This is a genomic window from Terrabacter sp. NPDC000476 (assembly GCF_040300125.1).
GTDB lineage: Bacteria > Actinomycetota > Actinomycetes > Actinomycetales > Dermatophilaceae > Terrabacter.
Genome location: NZ_JBEPDF010000003.1, coordinates 56,959 through 77,859 on the forward strand (window position 1 = coordinate 56,959; position 20,901 = coordinate 77,859).

18 protein-coding genes are annotated in these 20,901 nt (G+C 73.7%); 9 read left to right on the top strand and 9 right to left on the bottom strand.

Annotated features, from left to right (window positions below; genetic code table 11):
* The first annotated feature begins 107 nt into the window (after positions 1 to 107).
* On the top strand, positions 108 to 2,876 hold the full coding sequence (gene topA, locus ABT295_RS16300; RefSeq protein ID WP_352395457.1) for a type I DNA topoisomerase: 2,769 nt from the start codon (positions 108 to 110) through the stop codon (positions 2,874 to 2,876).
* Between the two features lie 41 nt (positions 2,877 to 2,917).
* A complete protein-coding gene (locus ABT295_RS16305) occupies positions 2,918 to 3,712 on the top strand; it encodes a PIG-L deacetylase family protein (protein WP_352395458.1) in 795 nt (264 codons plus the stop codon).
* A gap of 136 nt (positions 3,713 to 3,848) precedes the next feature.
* Here the strand turns inward: ABT295_RS16305 and ABT295_RS16310 are convergent, their stop codons facing one another.
* Positions 3,849 to 6,071 carry an NADP-dependent isocitrate dehydrogenase gene (locus tag ABT295_RS16310; RefSeq protein WP_352395459.1) on the bottom strand — a complete coding sequence of 741 codons (2,223 nt, stop codon included), beginning with the start codon at positions 6,069 to 6,071 and terminating at the stop codon, positions 3,849 to 3,851.
* 165 nt (positions 6,072 to 6,236) lie between these two features.
* Here ABT295_RS16310 and ABT295_RS16315 point away from each other — a divergent pair, with 165 nt between their 5' ends.
* Positions 6,237 to 7,592: a serine hydrolase domain-containing protein gene (locus ABT295_RS16315; RefSeq protein ID WP_352395460.1), complete on the top strand. Its 1,356-nt coding sequence runs from the start codon at positions 6,237 to 6,239 to the stop codon at positions 7,590 to 7,592.
* Positions 7,592 to 8,218: a GNAT family N-acetyltransferase gene (locus ABT295_RS16320; RefSeq protein ID WP_352395461.1), complete on the top strand. Its 627-nt coding sequence runs from the start codon at positions 7,592 to 7,594 to the stop codon at positions 8,216 to 8,218. Before ABT295_RS16315 ends, ABT295_RS16320 begins: the two co-directional genes overlap by 1 nt.
* 268 nt (positions 8,219 to 8,486) lie before the next feature.
* On the opposite strand, the gene ABT295_RS16325 is transcribed toward ABT295_RS16320, so the two are convergent.
* Positions 8,487 to 10,541 (bottom strand): MMPL family transporter, encoded by a 2,055-nt coding sequence (locus ABT295_RS16325; protein WP_352395462.1) that lies wholly within the window; start codon positions 10,539 to 10,541, stop codon positions 8,487 to 8,489.
* A gap of 95 nt (positions 10,542 to 10,636) precedes the next feature.
* On the opposite strand from ABT295_RS16325, the gene ABT295_RS16330 reads away from it, so the two are divergent.
* A complete protein-coding gene (locus ABT295_RS16330) occupies positions 10,637 to 11,203 on the top strand; it encodes a MarR family winged helix-turn-helix transcriptional regulator (protein WP_352395463.1) in 567 nt (188 codons plus the stop codon).
* Positions 11,204 to 11,249: 46 nt separating this feature from the next.
* Here ABT295_RS16330 and ABT295_RS16335 read toward each other — a convergent pair whose 3' ends face one another.
* The 7 genes from ABT295_RS16335 to ddaH all read right to left on the bottom strand — a co-directional run bounded on the left by ABT295_RS16335 (position 11,250) and on the right by ddaH (position 16,868).
* On the bottom strand, positions 11,250 to 12,041 hold the full coding sequence (locus tag ABT295_RS16335; RefSeq protein WP_352395464.1) for an anti-sigma factor: 792 nt from the start codon (positions 12,039 to 12,041) through the stop codon (positions 11,250 to 11,252).
* The gene (locus ABT295_RS16340; protein WP_352395465.1) at positions 12,022 to 12,594 is read right to left on the bottom strand and encodes an RNA polymerase sigma factor; all 573 of its coding nucleotides are present in this window, start codon (positions 12,592 to 12,594) and stop codon (positions 12,022 to 12,024) included. Before ABT295_RS16340 ends, ABT295_RS16335 begins: the two co-directional genes overlap by 20 nt.
* Before the next feature lie 24 nt (positions 12,595 to 12,618).
* On the bottom strand, positions 12,619 to 13,359 hold the full coding sequence (locus ABT295_RS16345; RefSeq protein ID WP_352395466.1) for a class F sortase: 741 nt from the start codon (positions 13,357 to 13,359) through the stop codon (positions 12,619 to 12,621).
* A 70-nt stretch (positions 13,360 to 13,429) separates the two neighbouring features.
* Positions 13,430 to 14,251: a DUF4397 domain-containing protein gene (locus ABT295_RS16350; RefSeq protein WP_352395467.1), complete on the bottom strand. Its 822-nt coding sequence runs from the start codon at positions 14,249 to 14,251 to the stop codon at positions 13,430 to 13,432.
* Positions 14,252 to 14,398: 147 nt separating this feature from the next.
* Positions 14,399 to 15,070, bottom strand: coding sequence for a fasciclin domain-containing protein (locus ABT295_RS16355; RefSeq protein ID WP_352395468.1), 672 nt, complete (start codon positions 15,068 to 15,070; stop codon positions 14,399 to 14,401).
* Positions 15,071 to 15,190: 120 nt separating this feature from the next.
* Positions 15,191 to 16,006, bottom strand: a complete 816-nt coding sequence (locus tag ABT295_RS16360) for a TspO/MBR family protein (protein ID WP_352395469.1) — start codon at positions 16,004 to 16,006, stop codon at positions 15,191 to 15,193.
* 91 nt (positions 16,007 to 16,097) lie between these two features.
* A complete protein-coding gene (gene ddaH, locus ABT295_RS16365; RefSeq protein ID WP_352395470.1) occupies positions 16,098 to 16,868 on the bottom strand; it encodes a dimethylargininase in 771 nt (256 codons plus the stop codon).
* Positions 16,869 to 16,937: 69 nt separating this feature from the next.
* Here ddaH and ABT295_RS16370 point away from each other — a divergent pair, with 69 nt between their 5' ends.
* From ABT295_RS16370 to ABT295_RS16385, 4 genes are all read left to right on the top strand, one after another.
* On the top strand, positions 16,938 to 17,726 hold the full coding sequence (locus ABT295_RS16370) for a MerR family transcriptional regulator (RefSeq protein WP_352395471.1): 789 nt from the start codon (positions 16,938 to 16,940) through the stop codon (positions 17,724 to 17,726).
* An 83-nt stretch (positions 17,727 to 17,809) separates the two neighbouring features.
* Positions 17,810 to 18,844 carry an aspartate-semialdehyde dehydrogenase gene (locus ABT295_RS16375; protein ID WP_352395472.1) on the top strand — a complete coding sequence of 345 codons (1,035 nt, stop codon included), beginning with the start codon at positions 17,810 to 17,812 and terminating at the stop codon, positions 18,842 to 18,844.
* A 180-nt stretch (positions 18,845 to 19,024) separates the two neighbouring features.
* Positions 19,025 to 19,681 carry a dTMP kinase gene (tmk, locus tag ABT295_RS16380; RefSeq protein WP_352395473.1) on the top strand — a complete coding sequence of 219 codons (657 nt, stop codon included), beginning with the start codon at positions 19,025 to 19,027 and terminating at the stop codon, positions 19,679 to 19,681.
* Positions 19,678 to 20,838 carry a DNA polymerase III subunit delta' gene (locus tag ABT295_RS16385; protein ID WP_352395474.1) on the top strand — a complete coding sequence of 387 codons (1,161 nt, stop codon included), beginning with the start codon at positions 19,678 to 19,680 and terminating at the stop codon, positions 20,836 to 20,838. Before tmk ends, ABT295_RS16385 begins: the two co-directional genes overlap by 4 nt.
* Positions 20,839 to 20,901 lie beyond the last annotated feature (63 nt).

Here is a 20,901-nt window from a genome sequence, read left to right on the forward strand (position 1 = left end):
GGATCGATGCGACTGCCCGGAGGTGGTGCTGTTACCGTCGGTCCGCGTCCACGTCCGGGCAGCGACGAATCCGCTGCACGTGAGATGCGGGAAGTCGAGGAACAGGCATGGCCGCAGGCAAGGGGCGCAAGCTCGTCATCGTGGAGTCGCCGGCCAAGGCGAAGACCATCGCCGGCTACCTCGGCGGTGAGTTCGAGGTCGAGGCGTCCGTGGGTCACATCCGGGACCTGCCGAACCCGTCCGAGCTGCCCGCCGACATGAAGAAGGGTCCCTACGGCAAGTTCGCCGTGGACGTCGAGAACGGCTTCGACCCCTACTACGTCGTCGACCCGGACAAGAAGAAGAAGGTCGCCGAGCTCAAGCGGCTGCTCAAGGACGCGAGCGAGCTCTACCTCGCCACCGATGAGGACCGCGAGGGCGAGGCCATCGCGTGGCACCTGCTCGAGGCGCTGAAGCCCCGGGTGCCCGTCAAGCGCATGGTGTTCCACGAGATCACCCGCGAGGCGATCCAGCGTGCCGTCAACGACACCCGCGAGATCGACACCGCGATGGTCGACGCCCAGGAGACCCGCCGCATCCTCGACCGCCTCTACGGCTACGAGGTCAGCCCCGTGCTCTGGCGCAAGGTCCGCCAGGGCCTGTCGGCCGGCCGCGTGCAGTCGGTCGCCACCCGCATGGTCGTCGAGCGCGAGCGCGAGCGCATGGCGTTCGTCCGCTCCTCCTACTGGGACGTCGAGGGCGACTTCACGCCCGACAGCGCGAGCCAGCAGTTCACCGCGCGCCTCTCCTCGGTCGACGGCGTGCGCGTCGCGACCGGCCGCGACTTCGCCGACGACGGCCGCCTGACCGGCAAGGGCGTCGTGCACCTCGACGAGGCGCTCGCCACCCGCATCGCCGAGGCGTGCCTTGCCGCCGGCGCCCGCGTCACGGACGTCCAGGAGAAGCCCTACACCCGCCGCCCGTCGGCGCCGTTCACGACCTCGACCCTCCAGCAGGAGGCCTCGCGCAAGCTGCGCCTGTCGTCGAAGAACGCGATGCGCGTCGCGCAGCGGCTCTACGAGAACGGCTACATCACCTACATGCGAACCGACAGCACGACGCTGTCGGACGCCGCCACCACCGCCGCCCGCAGCCAGGCCCGCGACCTCTACGGCGCCGAGTACGTGCCCGACAGCCCCCGCCGCTACGAGAAGAAGGTCAAGAACGCGCAGGAGGCCCACGAGGCCATCCGCCCCGCGGGTGACCGGTTCCGCTCGCCGGCGCAGGTCGCGGGTGCGCTGCGCGGCGAGGAGTACGCCCTCTACGAGCTGATCTGGAAGCGCACCGTCGCCTCGCAGATGGCCGACGCCCGCGGCTCGACGGCCACCGTCAAGCTCGCCGTCGACACGGTCGTCGAGGGTGCGCAGTCCGTCGAGTTCAGCGCGAGCGGCACCGTCATCACCTTCAAGGGCTTCCTCGCCGCCTACGAGGAGGGCCGCGACGACGAGGCCGCCGCCAAGGCCGACGCCGCCGCCGAGGAGCGCCGCCTGCCCAAGCTCTCCGCCGGCGTCGCGCTCGAGGTCGTGCGCGCCGAGGCCGACGGCCACGAGACGAGCCCGCCCGCGCGCTACACCGAGGCCACGCTCGTCAAGGCCATGGAGGAGCGCGGCATCGGCCGCCCGTCGACGTATGCCGCGACCATCGGCACGATCCAGGACCGCGGCTACGTCTTCACCAAGGGCCAGGCCCTCGTGCCGACGTGGCTCGCCTTCGCGGTGACGCGCCTGCTCGAGGAGCACTTCGGCAACCTCGTCGACTACGAGTTCACCGCCTCGATGGAGGAGGACCTCGACCGCATCGCCAACGGCGACGAGGGCCGGGTCGAGTGGCTCAAGCGCTTCTACTTCGGCGAGGAGGCGACCTCGGCCGAGGGGCTGCGCAGCCTCGTCGAGGACCTCGGTGAGATCGACGCCAAGGAGATCAGCACCATCCCGATCGGCGACGGCATCGTCGTGCGCGTCGGCCGCTACGGCCCCTACGTCGAGGAGGTCGTGCCGGCCGGTGTCGACCTCGCGACGGGTGAGGTGGCCGACGGCGCCGAGGTGCCGGCGACCCCGCGCCGCGCGACGATCACCGACGACGTCGCCCCCGACGAGATGACCCCGGAGAAGGCCCGCGAGCTGCTCGAGGTCGCGGCCGACGACGGCAAGGTGCTCGGCCAGGACCCCGCGACCGGCCGCGACATCGTCGCCAAGGCCGGCCGCTACGGCCCCTACGTCACCGAGGTCCTCGAGGACGACGACGCGGCCGCCGAGAAGCCGAAGGGCAAGAAGGCCGCCAAGGTCAAGCCCCGGACGGCCTCGCTCTTCAAGGACATGGAGCTGTCGACCCTGACGCTCGACGACGCGCTCCGGCTGCTCTCGCTGCCGCGCTTGGTCGGCGTCGACGCCGAGGGCGTCGAGATCACGGCGCAGAACGGCCGCTACGGCCCGTACCTCAAGAAGGGCACCGACTCGCGGTCGCTGACGACGGAGTCGCAGCTCTTCGACATCACCCTCGACGAGGCGCTGGCCATCTACGCGCAGCCGAAGCAGCGCGGCCGCGCCGCGGCGACCCCGCCGCTCAAGGAGCTCGGCGCCGACCCCGTCAGCGGCAAGCCGGTCGTCGTCAAGGACGGCCGCTTCGGCCCCTACGTCACCGACGGCGAGACGAACGCGACGCTGCGCAAGGACGACGACCCGGAGTCGATCACGGCGGAGCGCGGCTTCGAGCTGCTCGCCGAGAAGCGCGCCAAGGGCCCGACGACCCGCAAGCGGACCGTGAAGAAGACGGCGAAGAAGACCGCGAAGACGACGGCGAAGCGCACGACGAAGAAGGCCACGGCCAAGAAGGCCTGACCGCCCGTCGGCGCCGGGGGCGGCGGTGAGAGGGTGAGGCCATGGCAACCGTCGTCTTCGTCCACGCCCACCCCGACGACGAGGCCTCGCAGACCTCCGGGTCGATGGCGCGCGCCGTCGCCGAGGGGCACCGGGTCGTGCTCGTCGTCGCCACCAACGGCGACCACGGCGACGCGCCCGCCGACCTCGCCGACGGCGAGACCGTCGTGCACCGGCGGCGCGCGGAGGCCGAGGCCTCGAACGCCGTCATCGGCACGCACCGCGTCGAGTGGCTCGGCTACGCCGACTCCGGCATGACCGGCTGGGCGCAGAACGACCACGAGGAGAGCTTCGCCCGCGCCGACACCGAGGAGGCCGCGCAGCGGGTCGCGGCGGTGCTTCGCGACGAGCACGCGGACGTCGTCGTCGGCTACGACTGGCACGGCGGCTACGGGCACCCCGACCACGTCAAGGTGCACGCGGTGACGCGCCGCGCGGCCGAGCTCGCCGGCACGCCCCGCTACCTCGAGTCGTCGATGAACCGCAGCGCGATGGTCCGCGCCTTCGAGGCAATGGTGGCGGCCGGCCAGGACGTCGGTGAGGACTGGGACCCCCGGGCCCCCATGGACGACGGCAACCCGCTCGGCAGCCTCGAGGAGGAGCTGCACTGGGCGTGCGACGTCAGCGACTTCCTCGACGTCAAGCGGGCGGCGCTCACGGCGCACGCGAGCCAGTCGGACGCGCAGGGCATGCTCGAGATGCCGGGGGAGATGTTCGCCGCCGCCTTCGGCTGGGAGCACTTCATCGAGCCCGGCCGCCCCGACGGCATGGTGACCGGCTGGTTCCTCGCCCCCTGACGCCGCGCCCCGCCCCGCCCCGCCCTGCCTCGCAACACACCGAGAAAGCCACGACCCACCGGGATCGGATCCCGGTGGGTCGTGGCTTTCTCGGTGTGTTGCGCTGCGCTGCGGGGTGCCCCGGAGCGCGGGCCGCTCAGGCCAGGGCGTCGACGATCCCGTTGAAGGTCTTCGACGGACGCATCACCGCGGCCACCTTGTCGGCGTCGGGGCGGTAGTAGCCGCCGATGTCGACCGAGTGGCCCTGGGCGTCGACGAGCTCCTGCGAGATCGTGTCGATGCTCTCCTGCAGGTCGCGGGCGACGGGGCCGAAGATCTCCGCCAGGGCGGCGTCGTCGGTCTGCTTCGCCAGCTCCTGCGCCCAGTAGAGCGCCAGCCAGACGTGGCTGCCCCGGTTGTCGATCTGGCCGACCTTGCGGGCCGGGCCCTTGTTCTCGTCGAGCAGCGTGCCGGTCGCCCGGTCGAGCGTCTGGCCGAGCACGCGCGCCCGCGCGTTGTCGGTGACGTCGGCGAGGTGCTCGAAGCTGACCGCGAGGGCGAGGAACTCGCCGAGGCTGTCCCAGCGCAGGTAGTTCTCCTTGACGAGCTGCTGCACGTGCTTCGGGGCCGAGCCGCCCGCGCCGGTCTCGAAGAGGCCGCCGCCGTTGATGAGCGGGACGACCGAGAGCATCTTGGCCGACGTGCCGAGCTCGAGGATCGGGAAGAGGTCGGTGAGGTAGTCGCGCAGCACGTTGCCGGTGACCGAGATCGTGTCCTCGCCCTTTCGGATCCGCTCGAGGGAGAAGGCGATCGCGTCGGTCGGCTTCATGATCTCGATGGTGAGGCCCTCGGTGTCGTGCTCGCCGAGGTACTCCTCCACCTTCGTGATGAGGTTGGCGTCGTGCGCCCGGTCGGCGTCGAGCCAGAAGACGGCCGGGGTGCCGGTGGCGCGGGCGCGGGTGACCGCCAGCTTGACCCAGTCGCGGATCGGCACGTCCTTGGTCTGGCAGGCGCGCCAGATGTCGCCGGCCGAGACGGGGTGCTCGAGGAGCGTCGTGCCCGAGCCGTCGACGACGCGCACGGTGCCGTCGGCGGGGATCTCGAAGGTCTTGTCGTGGCTGCCGTACTCCTCGGCGGCCTGCGCCATGAGGCCGACGTTCGCGACCGACCCCATGGTGGCCGGGTCGTAGGCGCCGTGGGCGCGGCAGTCGTCGAGGACGACCTGGTAGATGCCGGCGTACGAGCTGTCGGGCAGCACGGCGAGCGTGTCCTGCTCGTCGCCGTCGCGGTTCCACATGTGGCCGGACGTGCGGATCATCGCCGGCATCGAGGCGTCGACGATGACGTCGCTCGGCACGTGCAGGTTCGTGATGCCCTTGTCGGAGTCGACCATGGCGATGGCCGGCCCGTCCTCGAAGCCCTTCGCGACGGCCGCCTCGACCTCGGCGCGCTCGTCGGCCGGCAGGCCCTCGACGGCCTTGAGCACCGCGCCGAGCCCGTCGTTGGGGGAGGCGCCCACGGAGGCCAGCGCGCCGGCATACGTCTCGAAGACGTCGGGGAAGAAGGCGCGCACGACGTGGCCGAAGATGATCGGGTCGGAGACCTTCATCATCGTCGCCTTGAGGTGCACGGAGAAGAGGACGCCCTCGGCCTTCGCGCGACGCACCTGCTCGGAGAGGAAGTCGCGCAGGGCGGCGACGTCCATCGACGTCGCGTCGACGACCTCGCCGGCCAGCACCGGGATCGACTCCTTGAGCACCGTCGTCGACCCGTCGGCGCCGACGAGCTCGACCCGGAGGGTGTCGTCGGACGCGATGACGACGGACTTCTCGTTGTGCCGGAAGTCGCCCGCGTCCATCGTCGCGACGTTCGTCCGCGAGTCCGCGGACCAGGCGCCCATCGAGTGCGGGTGCTTGCGCGCGTAGCTCTTGACCGACGCGGGGGCGCGGCGGTCCGAGTTGCCCTCGCGCAGGACGGGGTTCACGGCCGAGCCCTTCACCTTGTCGTATGCCGCCCGCGCCGCCTTCTCGTCGTCGGTCGACGGGTTGTCGGGGTAGTCGGGCAGCGCGTAGCCGGCCGCCTGGAGCTCGGCGATGGCCGCCTTGAGCTGGGGGATCGAGGCCGAGATGTTCGGCAGCTTGATGATGTTCGCCTCGGGCGTCTTCGCGAGCGCGCCGAGCTCGGCGAGCGCGTCGTCGACGCGCTGCTCGGGCGTCAGGACGTCGGGGAACGAGGCGATGATGCGCCCCGAGAGCGAGATGTCACGCGTCTCGACGTCGACGCCGGCCTGCTTGGCGAAGGCCGAGACGATGGGCAGCAGCGAGGCCGTGGCCAGGGCGGGTGCCTCGTCCGTGTGCGTGTAGATGATGGTCGAGTCCAACGCGGGTGCTCCGTTCGGGTTGCGGTTCCTGCCGGGTCCGGTTCGAGGGGATCCCGAATGAATCTTGATGTCAAGATATCCGATACGAGGCGGCGACGGGGCCGCCGTCCCATCCTGCCGGGGTGGTCTGCGCCACGCCAGCGCCCCCGACCTAGGGTGGAGCGGGTGGACATCGACCCGAGCACCGCCCGTTCCCTGCACCACACGCTCGCCGCGGAGCAGCGCCGAGGACGCGTGCCGTCGCTCGCCGCCGGCCTCGTGCGCGACGGCGCCCTGCTCTGGGCCGACGCCGTCGGCACGGTCGACGGTCGGGCCGGCGGTGTGCCGGCCGACCCGGACACGCAGTACCGGATGGGGTCGATCACCAAGACGTTCGTCGCCGTGGCCGTGCTGCGGTTGCGCGACGCCGGGCGGCTCGACCTCGACGACCGGTTCGAGCAGCACGTGCCCGGCACCCGGCTCGGCGGCGTGACGATCGCCCAGCTGCTCTCGCACGGGGGTGGGGTGCAGGCCGAGACCAACGGGCCGTGGTGGGAGCGCACGCCCGGTGGCGGCTGGGACGAGCTCGTCGGGTCGCCCGTGGCGCAGCGCTTCCGCGCAGGGCGGCGCTTCCACTACACGAACGTCGGCTTCGCCGCGCTCGGGCAGCTCGTCGCCCGGGCCCACGGCGTCGACTGGTTCGAGGTGGTCCGCCGTGACCTGCTCGACCCGCTCGGGATGACGCGCACGACGACGCGGCCCACCGGCCGTTCCGCGCCCGGGCTGGCGGTGCACCCCTTCGCGGACGTGCTGCTGCCCGAGCCCGAGCACGACGCGGGCGCCATGGCCCCCGCCGGCCAGCTGTGGACGACGGTCGGCGACCTCTCCCGGTGGGCCGCGTTCACGGCCGGAGACACCGCCGAGGTGCTCGCCGCCGACACGCTCGCCGAGATGGTGGAGCCCCACACGGTCGCCGACGAGCCGGGCCAGCCGTGGACGACCGCGCACGGGCTCGGCTTCCAGGTGTGGAACGTCGAGGGCCGGAGGTCTGCCGGTCACGGCGGCTCGATGCCCGGCTTCCTCGCGGGGCTGCGCGTCGACCTCGAGACCGGTGACGGCGCCGTCGTGCTCGTCAACGCGACGAGCGGGGTGGCCCCCGTCGCGCTCGCCGCCCGTCTGGTGGGCGAGCTCGCCGAGCAGGCGCCGAAGCCCGTGGAGCCCTGGCACGCGGCCGGTGACGCGTCGGTGCTCGACCTCGTCGGCACGTGGCACTGGGGCCCGACGGTGACGGTCGCCCGCGCGGTCGGCGAGCACCTCGTGCTCGGCGAGCCGGGGCAGGCCCGCGGGTCGCGCTTCGCCGCGGCCGGGCCCGACGCGTGGGTCGGGCTGGACGGCTACTACGCGGGGGAGCCCCTGCGGGTCGTCCGCCGGGCCGACGGGTCGCCGTCGCACCTCGACCTCGCGTCGTTCCGCTTCACCCGCACCCCCTACGATCCCGAGGCCGACGTGCCGGGCGGGGTCCACGACGAGGGGTGGCGGTAGTGCCCGTGCCGGGCGAGGTCGTCCCGCCGTGGCTGCGCGCGCGCCTCGAGGGACTCACCTGGCCGCGCCGCACCCACCGCCTGCGCCTGCGTCCGCTCCGCACCGACGACGTCGACGCCGTCCTGGCCTACCGGAGCCTGCCCGACGTGGTGGTCCACCTCTCCCACGACGTGCTCGACCGCCCTGCCGTCGAGGCCCGCGTCGCGGGGTGGGTGGCCCGGGGTCTGCCGGGCTCGACCGCGCCCCTGCTCGGTCTCGCCGTCGAGGAGCAGTCGAGCGGCCGGGTCGTCGGCGACGTCATGCTGCGGCTGGAGCCCAGCCACAGCATCTCGCGCACCCCGACGGCCGAGTGGGAGGGCACGATCGGCTATGCCCTCCACCCCGACGTGCACGGGCGCGGGTTCGCGGCCGAGGCCGCCACCGAGCTGCTCGCGCTCGGCTTCCGCGAGCTCGGTCTGCGCCGCATCACCGCCGACGCGTATGCCGCCAACATCGCGAGCAACCGCGTGCTGCGACGGATCGGGATGCGGCACGAGGCGACGGTCCGCGCGAAGTCGCTCGGCAAGGACGGCACGTGGCTCGACGACAACATCTGGGCCCTGCTGCGCGAGGAGTGGTCCGGCTAGGAGCCCCTGGGCTTTGAGTGGCCCTGAGAAGCCCTGGGGCGGGAGTGGCCGGGCGGGACGGCGGGGCGGCGGGCTCGCGGGACGGCGGGCTCGCGGGCGCGGGCACGTGCAGGTGTGGGCCGCGCACCGGAAGGGAGTCCGGTGCGCGGCCCACGGTCGGCCAACACCACCTCGGGAGGAAAGGGGCCTGGCCTGGAGGAAGGTCCTGGGGCGACGTCCAAGGTTTGTCCAAGGTTGCCCCCGATTCAAGAGGGCTGCCGCCCTCGTGTCAAGGGCGGGGGGCGTCCTGCGTCTCGCGGTCCCCGGCCGCAGCCTCCGCCGAGGCGGCGACGGGGCCTCGGGCGGGCGCCGGGTGCGGGCGCCGCGGCCACCAGAACCGGTCGCCGAGCACGATCGCGATGGCCGGCACGAGCAGGGTGCGCACGACGAGCGTGTCGAGCAGCACGCCGACGCAGATGATGACGCCGATCTGGGCGAGCACGACCAGGGGCAGCACCCCGAGCACCGCGAACACCGCCGCGAGCAGGATGCCCGCGCTCGTGATGACCCCGCCGGTCGCGGCGAGTCCGCGCAGCATGCCTTGTCGCGACCCGTGCTCGCGCGACTCCTCGCGGGCTCGGGTGACGAGGAAGATGTTGTAGTCGACGCCGAGCGCCACGAGGAAGACGAAGGCGAAGAGGGGTGCGTTGTCGTCGAGGGCCGAGAAGCCGAACACCTTCGTGAAGATCCACCACGACGCGCCGACGCTCGCGAGGTACGTCGCGACGACCGTCGCGACGAGCACGAGCGGGGCGACCACCGAGCGGAGCAGCAGGCCGAGGGCGACGAGCACGAGCGCGAGCACGATCGGGAAGATGACGAGCCGGTCCCGGGCCGAGGCCTCGGCCTGGTCGAGCGCGACGGCCTCGGTGCCGGCCACGTGCGTCTCGGGGAGGTCTGCGACGGCGGCGCGCAGCGCCCGCACCGTCTCGGTGGCCTCGTCCGAGCCGGGGGCGGCCTCGATGACCGCGTTCACCTCGGCGACGCCGCCGGCCTGCGCCACCGTGCGCGTCCCCGCGATGCCGGGCACCTGGCCGACGGCGGCGCCGACCGCCTTCGGGTCGGCCGTCGTGACGACGATGGCCGGGTCGGCGCTGCCGGCCGGGAACGACCTGGCCAGCCGCTCGCTCGCGGCGATGGCCTCGGGCTTCTTGAGGAACTGGTCGGACGACTTGAGGCCGGTGTCGATGGCGGCGATGCCCGCGGCCATGACCGCCAGCACGACGAGCGTGACGCTGATGATCCGGCGGGGGTGGGCGGCCACGCGGTCGCCGACCCGGCGCCACAGGGAGTGGCCGTCGGCGAGGGCCGCCTCGCCCTCGTGGGGCACGCGGGGCCAGAAGATCCACCGGTCGAAGATGACGAGGGCGGCGGGCAGGACGAGCAGCACGAAGGCCGCCGCCACGACGACGCCGACGGCGCAGGCGAGGCCGAGGCCGCGCGTGGCGGGGAAGAGCGACAGGAGCAGGGTCAGCAGGCCGATGACGACGGTGACGGCGCTCGAGAGCACGGCCTCGGCGGTGCGTCGCAGGGCCAGCGACATGGCCTCGCGGCGGTCGTGGTGGCGACGCAGCTCGTCGCGGTAGCGCGAGATGAGCAGCAGGGCGTAGTCGGTGCCGGCGCCGAAGACGAGCACCGAGAGGATGCCGATGGTCGACTCGTCCCACACGACCGAGAACGCGGCGAGCACGTGCGTGGCGAGGACGGCGGCGAGGCGGTCCGCCACGCCGACGACGACGAGCGGGAGGATCCACAGGATCGGGCTGCGATACGTCAGCACGAGCAGGAGGGCGACGACGGAGGCGGTGGCGATGAGCAGCCGGGTGTTCGCCCCCGCGAAGACCGCCGCGAGGTCGGCCTGGACGGCGGCGGGGCCGGTCACCTGCGCCGTCACCCCGTCGGGAAGGTCGGCCTTGACCGCGGCGCGCACGTCCTTGACGCGCTCGGCGACCGCCGTGGCGTCGGTCGCCTCGACGGGGATCACGGCCAGGGCGGCCGTGCCGTCCTCGCTGCGCTGGAGGGGCGTCCGGCCCGCGCCGGGAGCGTCGGCGAGCCGGGCCTCGATGGCCGAGACGTCGGCCGCGGAGAGGGAGCCCGACTCCCGGCTGAAGAGCACGACGGCCGCCGATCCCTCCGCCTCGGGGAGTCGGTCGCGCAGCTGCTGGGCTGCCGCGCTGTCGGATCCGATGGGCAGGGCGTCGGTCGAGGCGCTGGTCCGCGTCGCCTCGCCGAGCGTGCTCACCACCCCCATGGCCCCCGCAAGGGCCACAATGACGATCGCCACGGCCCACCATTTGCGCGTGATCCTGTCGGTCACCGAGCGCACGACACACCTCCCGTAGGATGAGTAATCAGCTTACTCAATAGATTACTAAGTTGGTGAGTGACATTAGCAGCAAGCACCCAGCCGGCCAACCGCCGACCCCTCCGACCCCGCGGCCGAGCACGGATGCCGGTGGTGGCGTCGCCGACGTCGCCGACGGCCGCCCGGACGTCGGGCTCGTGCCGGGCGTGCCCGCCTGGCGCACGACGGGCACCCTGGCCGCCCTGCAGGAGCTCGTCGAGGTCTCCGAGACGGTTCCGGCCGTCGTCGCCCGCCAGGCCGGCCTGAGCACCTCGGAGCTGCACTCGCTGCGCCACCTCATGCGCGGGCCGGTGGGACCCGTCGACCTCGCCCGCCTCCTCGGGGTCACGTCGGCGGCCTCGTCGGGGGTCGTCGACCGGCTCGTCTCGCGCGGTCACGCGGAGCGCCGGTCGCACCCGGGCGACGGGCGCCGTACGGAGGTGCGTATCACCGCCAGCGGCCGCGCCGAGGTGCTGGCCCGCATGACCCCGATGTTCGAGAGCCTCGCCGCGCTCGACGCGACGCTGCACGACGACGAGCGGGTGGTCGTCGAGCGCTACCTGCGCGGCGCCACGGCCGCGATGCGCAACCTCATGCAGTGACGGCAGCCGCCGGCGAGGCCCGACCGTCCGGCTGGCACCGGAGGTCTCAGGCGGGGAGCCGGCCGCGCAGCAGGCTGTCACCGGAGTGTGCCGGCTTGTCGTCGTAGAGCTCTCTCGAGATGTCGACGACGACGTAGCCCTGGTCGATGAGCGACTGCGAGATCGGGAAGGTGCCTGACTCGCCCTGCCCGAGCACGCCCACCGACACCATGCGCTTGCCGTCCGCGTTGAGAAGCCACACCTCGAGGTAGCCGTCGCCGGCGTCGAGTCGCCGGTCGGTCACGACGCGCAGGTCGAGCCCGTCGCGGGCGCGCAGCACGGTGGCCTCGCCCTCGCGGACGGCGGTGTCGAGGGTCGAGAGCGCCACCTGGCTGACGCGGCCTCCGTCGCCGCCACCCCAGATCGCCCGGCCCGTGAGGAGGCCCACGACGAGGCTCGCCGCGACGAGGGCGCCGGTGAGGGCGACGGTGCGTCGCCGGAGCCGGAGCCGGCGCGGGCCTCGCCCGCCGGCCCCCGGGTGCGCGGGCAGAGGGTGCACGGCCCCGGGGTGCGCGGGCAGGGCGTGCGTGGTGGTCGTCGGTGGGGTCGGGGTGGGCTCGGCCTCGGGTGCGGGCTTCGCGGGCGCGTCCAGCTCCGCCGCGATGCGCTCCCACACCTCGGGGCGAGGTGGCTGCCAGTCGACCGGCTCGGTCGACCATCCCGTGAGGACTCCGGCGCGGCGGAGCTGCTCGAGCGCCGCGGTGCAGCGGTCGCAGCCCGCGACGTGCGCACGCTGCGGCTCGCCCACGGGCTCGCCGATCGCGAGGTCGACGAGCTCGTCATCGCTCGGATGCGACACGTTCCACCTCCTGGAGTCGGTTCCTCAGCTCGATCAGTCCGCGCCGCACGTGGCTCTTGACCGTGCCGAGCGGCAGCTCGAGGGTGCGGGCGATGTCGTCGTGCGTGCGGTCCTCGATGAAAGCCATTCGGAGCACGGCGGCCCGCGGATCGCCCATCCGCTCGAGCTCGTGCACGAGGAGCAGGCGCTCGGCCCAGTCGGAGTCGTCGACGTCCGCCTCCGTGGCGGCCGCCGAGGCCACCGCCTGCAGGTTGCGCCGGGAGCGGTAGCGACCCGCCTGCGCGTCGGCCACGCGGTGCTTCGTGATCCCGACGAGCCAGGCCGCGGGCGAGCCCCGATCGAGCCGGAGCGAGGCCCGTCCCTGCCACGCCGCGACGAACACCTGCTGCACCACGTCCTCGGCGTCGTGCGGGTCGCCGAGGGACCGCAACGCGATGGTGTGCACGAGCGTGGACCACCGGCGGTACATCTCCGCGAGCGCGTCGCGGTCACCACCGGCGAGACGGGCGGCGAGCTCGGCGGACTCGACGTCAGGGTCGTCGTGCACGTGCACGGACCCACCCTAGCTGCGCCGCCCTCACGCCGTGGGCTCGGCAGTCACGACGACGTTCTCGTCGTAGCGTCGGGCCTCGCGGTCGAAGTCGCCCCCGCACGTGACGACGTGGAGCCGAGCCGGCCCGTCGCGGGCGAAGAGCGCGTCGAGGTCGAGGGCGGTCTTGCGGGTGCTCTCGACGGAGGTCACCGTGTAGCTGCGGACGGTCGGTCCCGACCGCACGGCGATGACGTCGCCGCGCCGCAGCGACCCGATGGCCGCGATCGGCCCGATGCCGTAGCCCGGCATGTCGAGGTGGGCCGCGACCACCGTCGCGCCCGATCGTTCACCGGGGCGCGGGCCGTAGGCGTACCAGCCGGCGAGCGCGGGGGTGGACGGCAGGGCCATCTCGCCGTCACGGGCCACCCCCACCGGCACGATGCGCATGTCGACGCCGAGGCGCCCGATGCGCAGCCGGTCGGGGGCCGGCGCCGCGGCGGGGGCCGGCGCGGCGGCGGCCGACCGTGCCGTCGCGGACCGCCGGGCCGCGGCGCGGTCCGACGCCGACCGCGCCGCTGAACCCGGAGCCACCGTGCCGGGAACCTCGACGTCGGTCGACGTCCCGATCTCCGGCGCCGTCGCGGGGGCCGGGTCCGTGGGGCGGGTCAGCCAGGCCGTGCCCGCCCCCGCGAGGAGGGCGGCGGCCACCGCGGCGGCCACCCTCCTGCGGGCGGACGACCCGGTGCTCCCCGGGGTCGGGGAGTCGTGGTCGGACGGGTCGGTCATGGTGATCGGTCCTGGTGATCGGTCCTGGTGATCGGTCCTGGTGAGCGGTCCTGGGCGGCGTCCGGCCGGGTCAGCGCGCGCCCGCGCCCCGCCGACGGGCGACGAGCACGAGGCCACCGGCGGCGGCAGCCGCACCGACGACGAGCGCGGAGCGGGCCGCGGCCGAGTCGGACCGCGCCTCCGCCGCCTGCCCACCGGCGCCGGCGGGCACGCCGCCGGGGGCCGAGTGCATGCCCGAGATCGTCTGGACCGCGAGCTCCAAGTTCTTGTCGGCGGCGCTGCCCCACGCGTACACGATGGTGTTGGTGCCCTCCTTGAGCGTGAGGTCGGCCGGGCCGATCGCGACGTCGGACGTGCCGGCGAGCACGACGTCCGCCTTGATCGTGCCGGCGTCGACGACAGCCTTGGCCTCGTTGGGGTTCGTCAGGCCCTTGAGCGCGACGGCCCCGTTGGCGCGCACGTCGACGGCCGGGGCGGCGGCCGTGTGCCGGACGGTGAGGCGCGCCTTGCCGGCCGGCACCTTCGAGGTGTCGTTGACGAACGGTGTCAGCACCGGCTTGCCGTCCGCGGAGAGGTGGGCGACGACGGTGACGTTGGCGCCGCCCGGCACCTGCACGTCGTTGGCCTCGATGACGGCCTTGCCGCCGGCGCCCGCACCGGCCGCCGTGACCTTGAGGTCGTAGGTGCCCTCGGGGAGCATGAGCGGGTCGGTCAGGGTGCCCGGCTTGAAGTTCGTCAGCAGGGCCTTGCCGTTCGCGTAGACGTCGACCGTCGCGCCCGGCACGCCGTGCAGGATCGAGACGGTCGCGTCAGCGGCGTGGGCGGGTGCCGCGAGGAACGCGGCGGGGGCCAGGGCGAGGGAGACGGCGGCGGCGATGCGGATGGTCTTCATGGGAGGTCCTTTCGAGGGTGAGCTGCTCGGGTGGGACTGCTGTGGAGGGGGACGGGGGTCGTGGGTGCGCCGGTCGGCGCAGGTGTCACTCGGGTCTCTGGCATCGGTGGCACCGGTGGCACGGCACGAGGGCCGTGCCGGGACCGGTCAGAGGTCGAGCGGGCGCAGGACGAGGACGATGCCGTGGGCGACCTGCCGGTTGCCCCGGTTGATGTCGAGCGCGCGCGGGTTGAGGAGCGGGTCGAGGTCGTCGCGGTCCTGGTCGACGAGGCGGACGAGCTTCAGCCACCGGGACAGCACGTCGACCTTGATCGTCGCGCCGGGCAGGGCGGTCGTCAGCCGCGCGCCGTCCGAGCGCAGGGCGGTCTGCGACGAGATGGGTGCGCCCGGCACGACGTGGTAGAGCAGCACCGACTCGATGGCGTCGACCCCGACGGCGCCGACGAGGGCCGAGAAGACCTGGGACTCCTTGCCGTACCAGCGGTGGGTGAGGTCGGCGGCGAGCACCTGGAAGGCGCGGTCGTTGGGGATGAACGCCGTGACCGGCCGGTCGCCCCGGGTGAGCACGCTGACGGGGCTGTTCGGCTTGGCCTTGAGCACCGCGAGCACGGCCTCGGTGACGATGTCGTAGTCGTACCAGTTGCGGTCGAACCGGTCGCCGTCGGCGGTCAGGACCGCCGCGAGGCTCCGGGTGCCCGAGGGCAGCGCCGACGACGCGGTCGGGGCCGGAGCGGCGGCGGTCGGTGCCGCCACGGCGGCAGGGACGGCGAGCGCGCTCGCCAGGGCGGCGACCACGGGGACGAGATGACGCTTCTGCACGGTCTGTCCTCTCTTCGGGTGCGACGGCGTCGGTGCCGTCTGCTCCCTACTTCCGAGGACGTGGCCCGTCCGGATGCACCCGGAGCGAACTTTTTTTCGGCAGGTCGCCCGGGTGTCGCGTCAGGCGGCCCGCAGCGCCGCGCGCCCCCGCCACCGGGCGGCGGCGGCGAGCACGACCACGGCGGCCACGGCGGCGGCGAGCCCGGTGGCGACCGAGCGGGGCTCGTCACCGAGGCGGCCCACGGCGATCCAGGCGAGGCCCCACGCCATCGCGGCGGCCACGGTCCACCGGCCGCCGAGCTGCTGCGCGAAGACGGCTCCGAGCACGGCGGCCACGGCGACGACGACGACGGCGGCGACCTGGTTGCCGACCGAGCCGAGGTCGACCCCCGAGTCCGCCAGTGCCGCAGTGACGTTCGCGCAGGTAGCGACGGCGACCCAGCCGAGGTAGAGGCCGAACGTCGCGTCGACGACGACGCGCTCGAGCGTCGACGACGCCGGCTCGGTCGTGAGGCGGCGCAGCAGCACCCCGAGGGTCAGCGCGAGGGCGACGATGACGACGACGCTCGCCCAGATCCAGCCCTGCTGCGTCACGAGCAGCCAGGCGGCGTTCAGCACCATCGACGCGGCGGCCAGCCACCCCGTGCGCCGCACCCGCTCGCGGACGGCGTTGGCGGGCAGGGCCTGCCACACGGCATACGCCAGGAGCCCGAGGTAGATGACGCTCCAGATGGAGAACGCCGGCCCGGCGGGCGCGACGAGGGTGGCGGTGGCGGCGAGCGCGCCGCCCGCGGCCTCCTCGACGCGGGTGCCGAGCACCCCGATGCCGAAGAGCGTGCCGACGACGCAGAAGATCTCGGCGGCGACGACGACGACCCGTCGGGCCTGGTCGGTCGTCGTCAGCGTGGCGTGGGCGGTGGGCGTGGCTGCGGTCATGTCGATCACCTCGGAGCGCGGGACGGGACAGGCGGGTCGCTCGGACGATTGCTCACCTGCTGAGCGACCCGATCGACCTGCTCCTACCCGATCACCCGCGCAGCCGGACCGAGAGGCACGTGACGCACCCCTCGAGCTTCTCGAACTCGGAGATGTCGACGGTCGTCACGTCGAGCCCGCGCGCCGACAGCAGCTGCGCCGTGCGGGGGGCGGCGGCCGACAGCAGCACCGACTGCCCGCCGAGGAGCACGACGTGCGACCCGGGCTCCTCCGGCACGGCGAGGAACTCGCTCCACGTCGATGGGTCGTCGACGAGCGGCGGGTAGCCGATGACCGTGCCGTCGGGCAGGGCCGTCACGGCCGACTTGAGGTGCAGCACGCGGCTCACCGGCACGGGCACGACGTCGACACGGTGGCCGTCGAGGGCCCGGCGCAGCTGCTCGGCGCCGGCGGCGTTGGTGCGACCGCCCACCCCGACCCAGACGTGGTGCCCGTGCTTGAGCACGTCGCCGCCGTCGAGCGTCGCCGGCTCGGTCATCTCGACGACGCGGTAGCCGAGCGGCTCGAGCACGCCGCGCAGGCCGACCACCTCGGGCCGCCGCGAGGCGGCGCCCGAGCGGCAGACCACGGCGACGTCGCCGTGCACCACGACGTTGTCCTCGACGAAGACGCCGTCCGGGCAGTCGTCGACGGGGGCTGCCTCGAGGACCTGCCAGCCGCGCCGGCGCAGCACGTCGACGTACTCCTGCCACTGCCGAAGGGCGAGGTCGGCGTCGACGTCGGATGAGCGCTCGAGGTGCGTCACGATGCCCTCCGCCAGCCGGGGGGAGGGGCGGCGGACGAGCGCGAGGCGGCGGTGCACGCGCCCACTCTAGGTGCGGCTCCGGGCCACACTTGACCCTGACGCGACGTGAGGCGCGAGGCTCGAGCCATGACCGGAAGGACGCAGGAGATGACCACCTGGACGGTGGGGCAGGTCGCCGAGCTCGTCGGCGTGACGGTGCGCACGCTGCACCACTACGACGAGATCGGCCTGGTCGTGCCCAGCGAGCGCTCGCGGGCCGGCTACCGGCTCTACACGGACGGGGACCTCGCGCGCCTCCAGCAGGTCGTGGTCTACCGGCGGCTCGAGATGCCGCTCGAGCAGATCGCGACCCTGCTCGGCGGCGGCGAGGACGCGGCCGACCACCTGCGCCGTCAACGCGCGACGGTCATGACCCGGCTGGACGAGCTGCGCGAGCTCGTCACGGCCATCGACCGAGCACTGGAGAGAGAGATGAACGACCAGCCCGCCACGCCCCAGGACCTCAAGGAGCTCTTCGGCGACGGTTTCGAGGACGAGTATCAGCAGGAGGCGCAGGAGCGCTGGGGCGAGACCGACGCCTGGAAGCAGTCGCAGTCGCGGACCCAGCGCTACACGAAGGCCGACTGGCAGCAGGTGAAGCAGGAGGCCGACGAGGTCAACGCGGCCTTCGTCGCGGCCCTGACCGCGGGTGAGCCGGCCACCGGTGAGGCGGCCATGGCCGCCGCCGAGGCGCACCGCCGGCACATCGACGACCGCTTCTACGACCTCGACCACGCCTTCCACCGCAACCTCGCCGACATGTACGTCGCCGACCCGCGGTTCACGAAGACGTACGAGGACCTCGCGCCCGGGCTCGCGGCATACGTCCGCGACGCGATCCACGCCAACGCCGACCGCCACGCGACCGGGGACTGAGCACGGGTCGGGCACGGCCCGCGCCTGACCGACAGGTGAACGCGGCGGGGGAGGGCGACCTTCCCCGCCGTACCCTTGTCGCCATGCGAGTCGGAGTCTTCGGTGCCACGGGTCAGGTCGGCGGGGTCATGCGCGCCCTTCTCGAGGAGCGCGACTTCCCGGTCACGCAGGTGCGCTTCTTCGCGTCCGCCCGGTCGGCCGGCACGACGCTGCCGTTCAAGGGTGAGGACGTCGTCGTCGAGGACTCCGCCACCGCCGACTTCTCCGGCATCGACATCGCGCTGTTCTCCAACGGTGGCGCAGCCTCCAGGGAGCTCGCACCCAAGGTCGCCGCGGCCGGTGCGACCGTCATCGACAACTCGAGCGCGTGGCGCAAGGACCCCGAGGTGCCGCTCGTCGTCTCGGAGGTCAACGCCGCCGACCTCGACGACATCCCCAAGGGCATCGTCGCCAACCCGAACTGCACGACGATGGCCGCGATGCCGGCGCTCAAGCCGCTGCACGACCGCGCCGGGCTGGTGCGCCTGCACGTCAGCAGCTACCAGGCCGTGAGCGGCTCCGGCGGGGCGGGCGTCCAGGAGCTCGACCGCCAGCTGACGGGAGCGTATGCCGCGGGCGACCCCACCGGGCTCGCGCTCGACGGGCGCGCGGTGGCCGTGCCGGACGCCAAGCTGTATGCCGTGCCGGTCGCCTTCAACGTCGTCCCCCTCGCCGGGTCGGTCGTCGACGACGGCTCCCTCGAGACCGACGAGGAGCAGAAGCTGCGCAACGAGTCGCGCAAGATCCTGCACGCCCCCGACCTGAGGGTCTCGGGCACGTGCGTGCGCGTCCCCGTCTTCACCGGCCACAGCCTCGCGATCCACGCCGAGTTCGCCGAGGACATCTCGCCGGACGAGGCGCTCGACCTGCTGAAGAACGCCCCGGGCGTCATCGTCACCGACGTGCCCAACCCGCTCGAGGCCGCCGGCCGCGACGAGGTCCTCGTCGGGCGGGTCCGCGCGGACCAGGCCGCGCCGGCCGGCAAGGGGCTCGTGCTCTTCGTCGTCGGCGACAACCTGCGCAAGGGCGCGGCGCTCAACGCCGTGCAGATCGCCGAGGAGCTGCTCGCCCGTCGCTGACGGCCTGCGCCGAGCTCGACCCCCAACACACCGAGCAGGTCACAACCCACCGCGATCCGATCGCGGTGGGTTGTGACCTGCTCGGTGTGTTGCCTTGTGGACGGGCGGGCGGGGCTGGCGGGCGGGTTGAGGCAGGGCAGGCGTGGGCCGCCTGACGGTGGGGTCGCATAGGGTCGGGGCGTGACGGAGAACCTCGCGGCCGCGACCCACCGGCAGGAGACCGCGCCCGGGCTCTTCGTGTGCTTCGAGGGCGGTGACGGCGCGGGCAAGTCCACGCAGGTGCGCCTGCTCGCCGAGGCCCTCGAGAGCCGCGGCAGCAGCGTCGTCGTGACGCGCCAGCCGGGTGGCACCCCGCTCGGCGCGCGCATCCGCGAGCTCGTGCTCCACGGCGACCACGTGTCGGCCCGGGCCGAGGCGCTGCTCTTCGCCGCCGACAAGGCCCACCACGTCGACGAGCTCATCCGCCCGGCCCTCGAGCGTGGGCAGGTCGTCGTCACGGACCGCTACGTCGACAGCGCCATCACCTACCAGGGAACCGGGCGCGAGCTCGGCCGCGACGAGATCACCGCCCTGCAGCACTGGGCCGTGGGCGGCCTGCTGCCCGACCTCACGATCGTGCTCGACGTGTCGCCCGAGGCCGGCCGCCGACGCCGCGGCGACGTGCACGACCGGCTCGAGTCGGAGGCCGACGACTTCCACGCCGCGGTGCGCCGCGGCTACCTCGAGCTGGCCGCGCGCGACCCCGAGCGCTACCTCGTGCTCGACGCCACCCTGTCCGTCGAGCACCTCCACGCCGCCGTGCTCGACGGCGTGACCCGCGCGCAGGACCGGCGATGAGCGTCTGGGACGACCTCGTCGGCCAGGAGCCGACGATCGGCACGCTGTCGCGGGCGGCCGGTGACGAAGCGGCGATGACGCACGCCTGGCTCTTCACCGGGCCGCCCGGCTCGGGGCGGTCGACGGCGGCGCGAGCCTTCGCGGCGGCGCTCCAGTGCCCCGAGGGTGGGTGCGGGCGGTGCCGCGAGTGCCGCACCGCGCTCGACGGCAGCCACGCCGACGTCAAGGTGGTGGCCACCGAGGGCCTGTCCATCAAGGTGGCGGAGGCCCGCGCCCTCGTGCAGGAGGCGGCCCTGCGCCCGTCGCTCGGGCGGTGGCGGATCATCATCATCGAGGACGCCGACCGGCTGACGGCCTACACCGACGCCCCCGCCGACGCCCTCCTCAAGGCCCTCGAGGAACCCACCCCCCGCACCGTCTGGATGCTCTGCGCGCCGAGCCTCGAGGACGTCATCGTCACCATCCGCTCCCGCTCGCGGCACGTGCGCCTGCGCACGCCGCCCGCCGCGGCCGTCGCCGAGCTGCTGACCCGCCGCGACGGCGTCGACCCCGCCATGGCCCTGTATGCCGCCCGTGCCGCGCAGTCGCACATCGGCCTCGCGCGCCGGCTGGCGCGCGACGAGCAGGCCCGCATCCGGCGCCGCGACGTCATCGCCATGGCGACGCGGATCAGCGGCGTCGGCGACGCGATCGGCGCCGCGGCCGACCTCGCCCAGATCGCCGACGAGGAGTCGTCGTCGGCGACCGCCGAGCGCGACGCCGCGGAGCGCTCCCGGCTGCTCGAGACGCTGGGCGCCGACCCCACCGCCCGCACCCAGCCGCCGCACATCCGCTCGCAGGTGGCCGCCCTCGAGCGGGAGCAGAAGACCCGGGCCACCCGGGCCGCCCGCGACGTCGTGGACCGCGCGCTCGTCGACCTCACCTCCGTCTACCGCGACGCGCTCGTGCTGCGGCTGCGCTCCGACGTCGACCTCGTCAACCCCGACGCCGTCGACAAGGTGCGTGCGCTGGCGGGCGTCTTCGGGCCCGAGCAGCTGCTCGCGGCCATGGACGCGATCGCCGAGGCCCGCGACCGCATCAACGCCAACGTCTCGCCCCTGCTCGCCCTCGAGGCGATGGCGCTGCAGCTGCGCGTCCCGCGCGACCTCGGGGTCTAGCCGTGCGCAGCGGCGCCGGACCCGGTCGTCGGCCGGCGTCTGACGACCTGCCGCGGACCGGCG

Excerpts from the sequence above, each read along its gene's own strand:
- ABT295_RS16350 (WP_352395467.1), bottom strand. The coding sequence starts at position 14,251 with ATGAAGACCATCCGCATCGCCGCCGCCGTCTCCCTCGCCCTGGCCCCC.
- ABT295_RS16375 (WP_352395472.1), top strand. The coding sequence starts at position 17,810 with ATGCGAGTCGGAGTCTTCGGTGCCACGGGTCAGGTCGGCGGGGTCATG.
- ABT295_RS16370 (WP_352395471.1), top strand. The coding sequence starts at position 16,938 with ATGACCGGAAGGACGCAGGAGATGACCACCTGGACGGTGGGGCAGGTC.
- topA (WP_352395457.1), top strand. The coding sequence starts at position 108 with ATGGCCGCAGGCAAGGGGCGCAAGCTCGTCATCGTGGAGTCGCCGGCC.
- ABT295_RS16360 (WP_352395469.1), bottom strand. The coding sequence starts at position 16,006 with ATGACCGCAGCCACGCCCACCGCCCACGCCACGCTGACGACGACCGAC.
- ABT295_RS16385 (WP_352395474.1), top strand. The coding sequence starts at position 19,678 with ATGAGCGTCTGGGACGACCTCGTCGGCCAGGAGCCGACGATCGGCACG.
- ABT295_RS16305 (WP_352395458.1), top strand. The coding sequence starts at position 2,918 with ATGGCAACCGTCGTCTTCGTCCACGCCCACCCCGACGACGAGGCCTCG.
- ABT295_RS16345 (WP_352395466.1), bottom strand. The coding sequence starts at position 13,359 with ATGACCGACCCGTCCGACCACGACTCCCCGACCCCGGGGAGCACCGGG.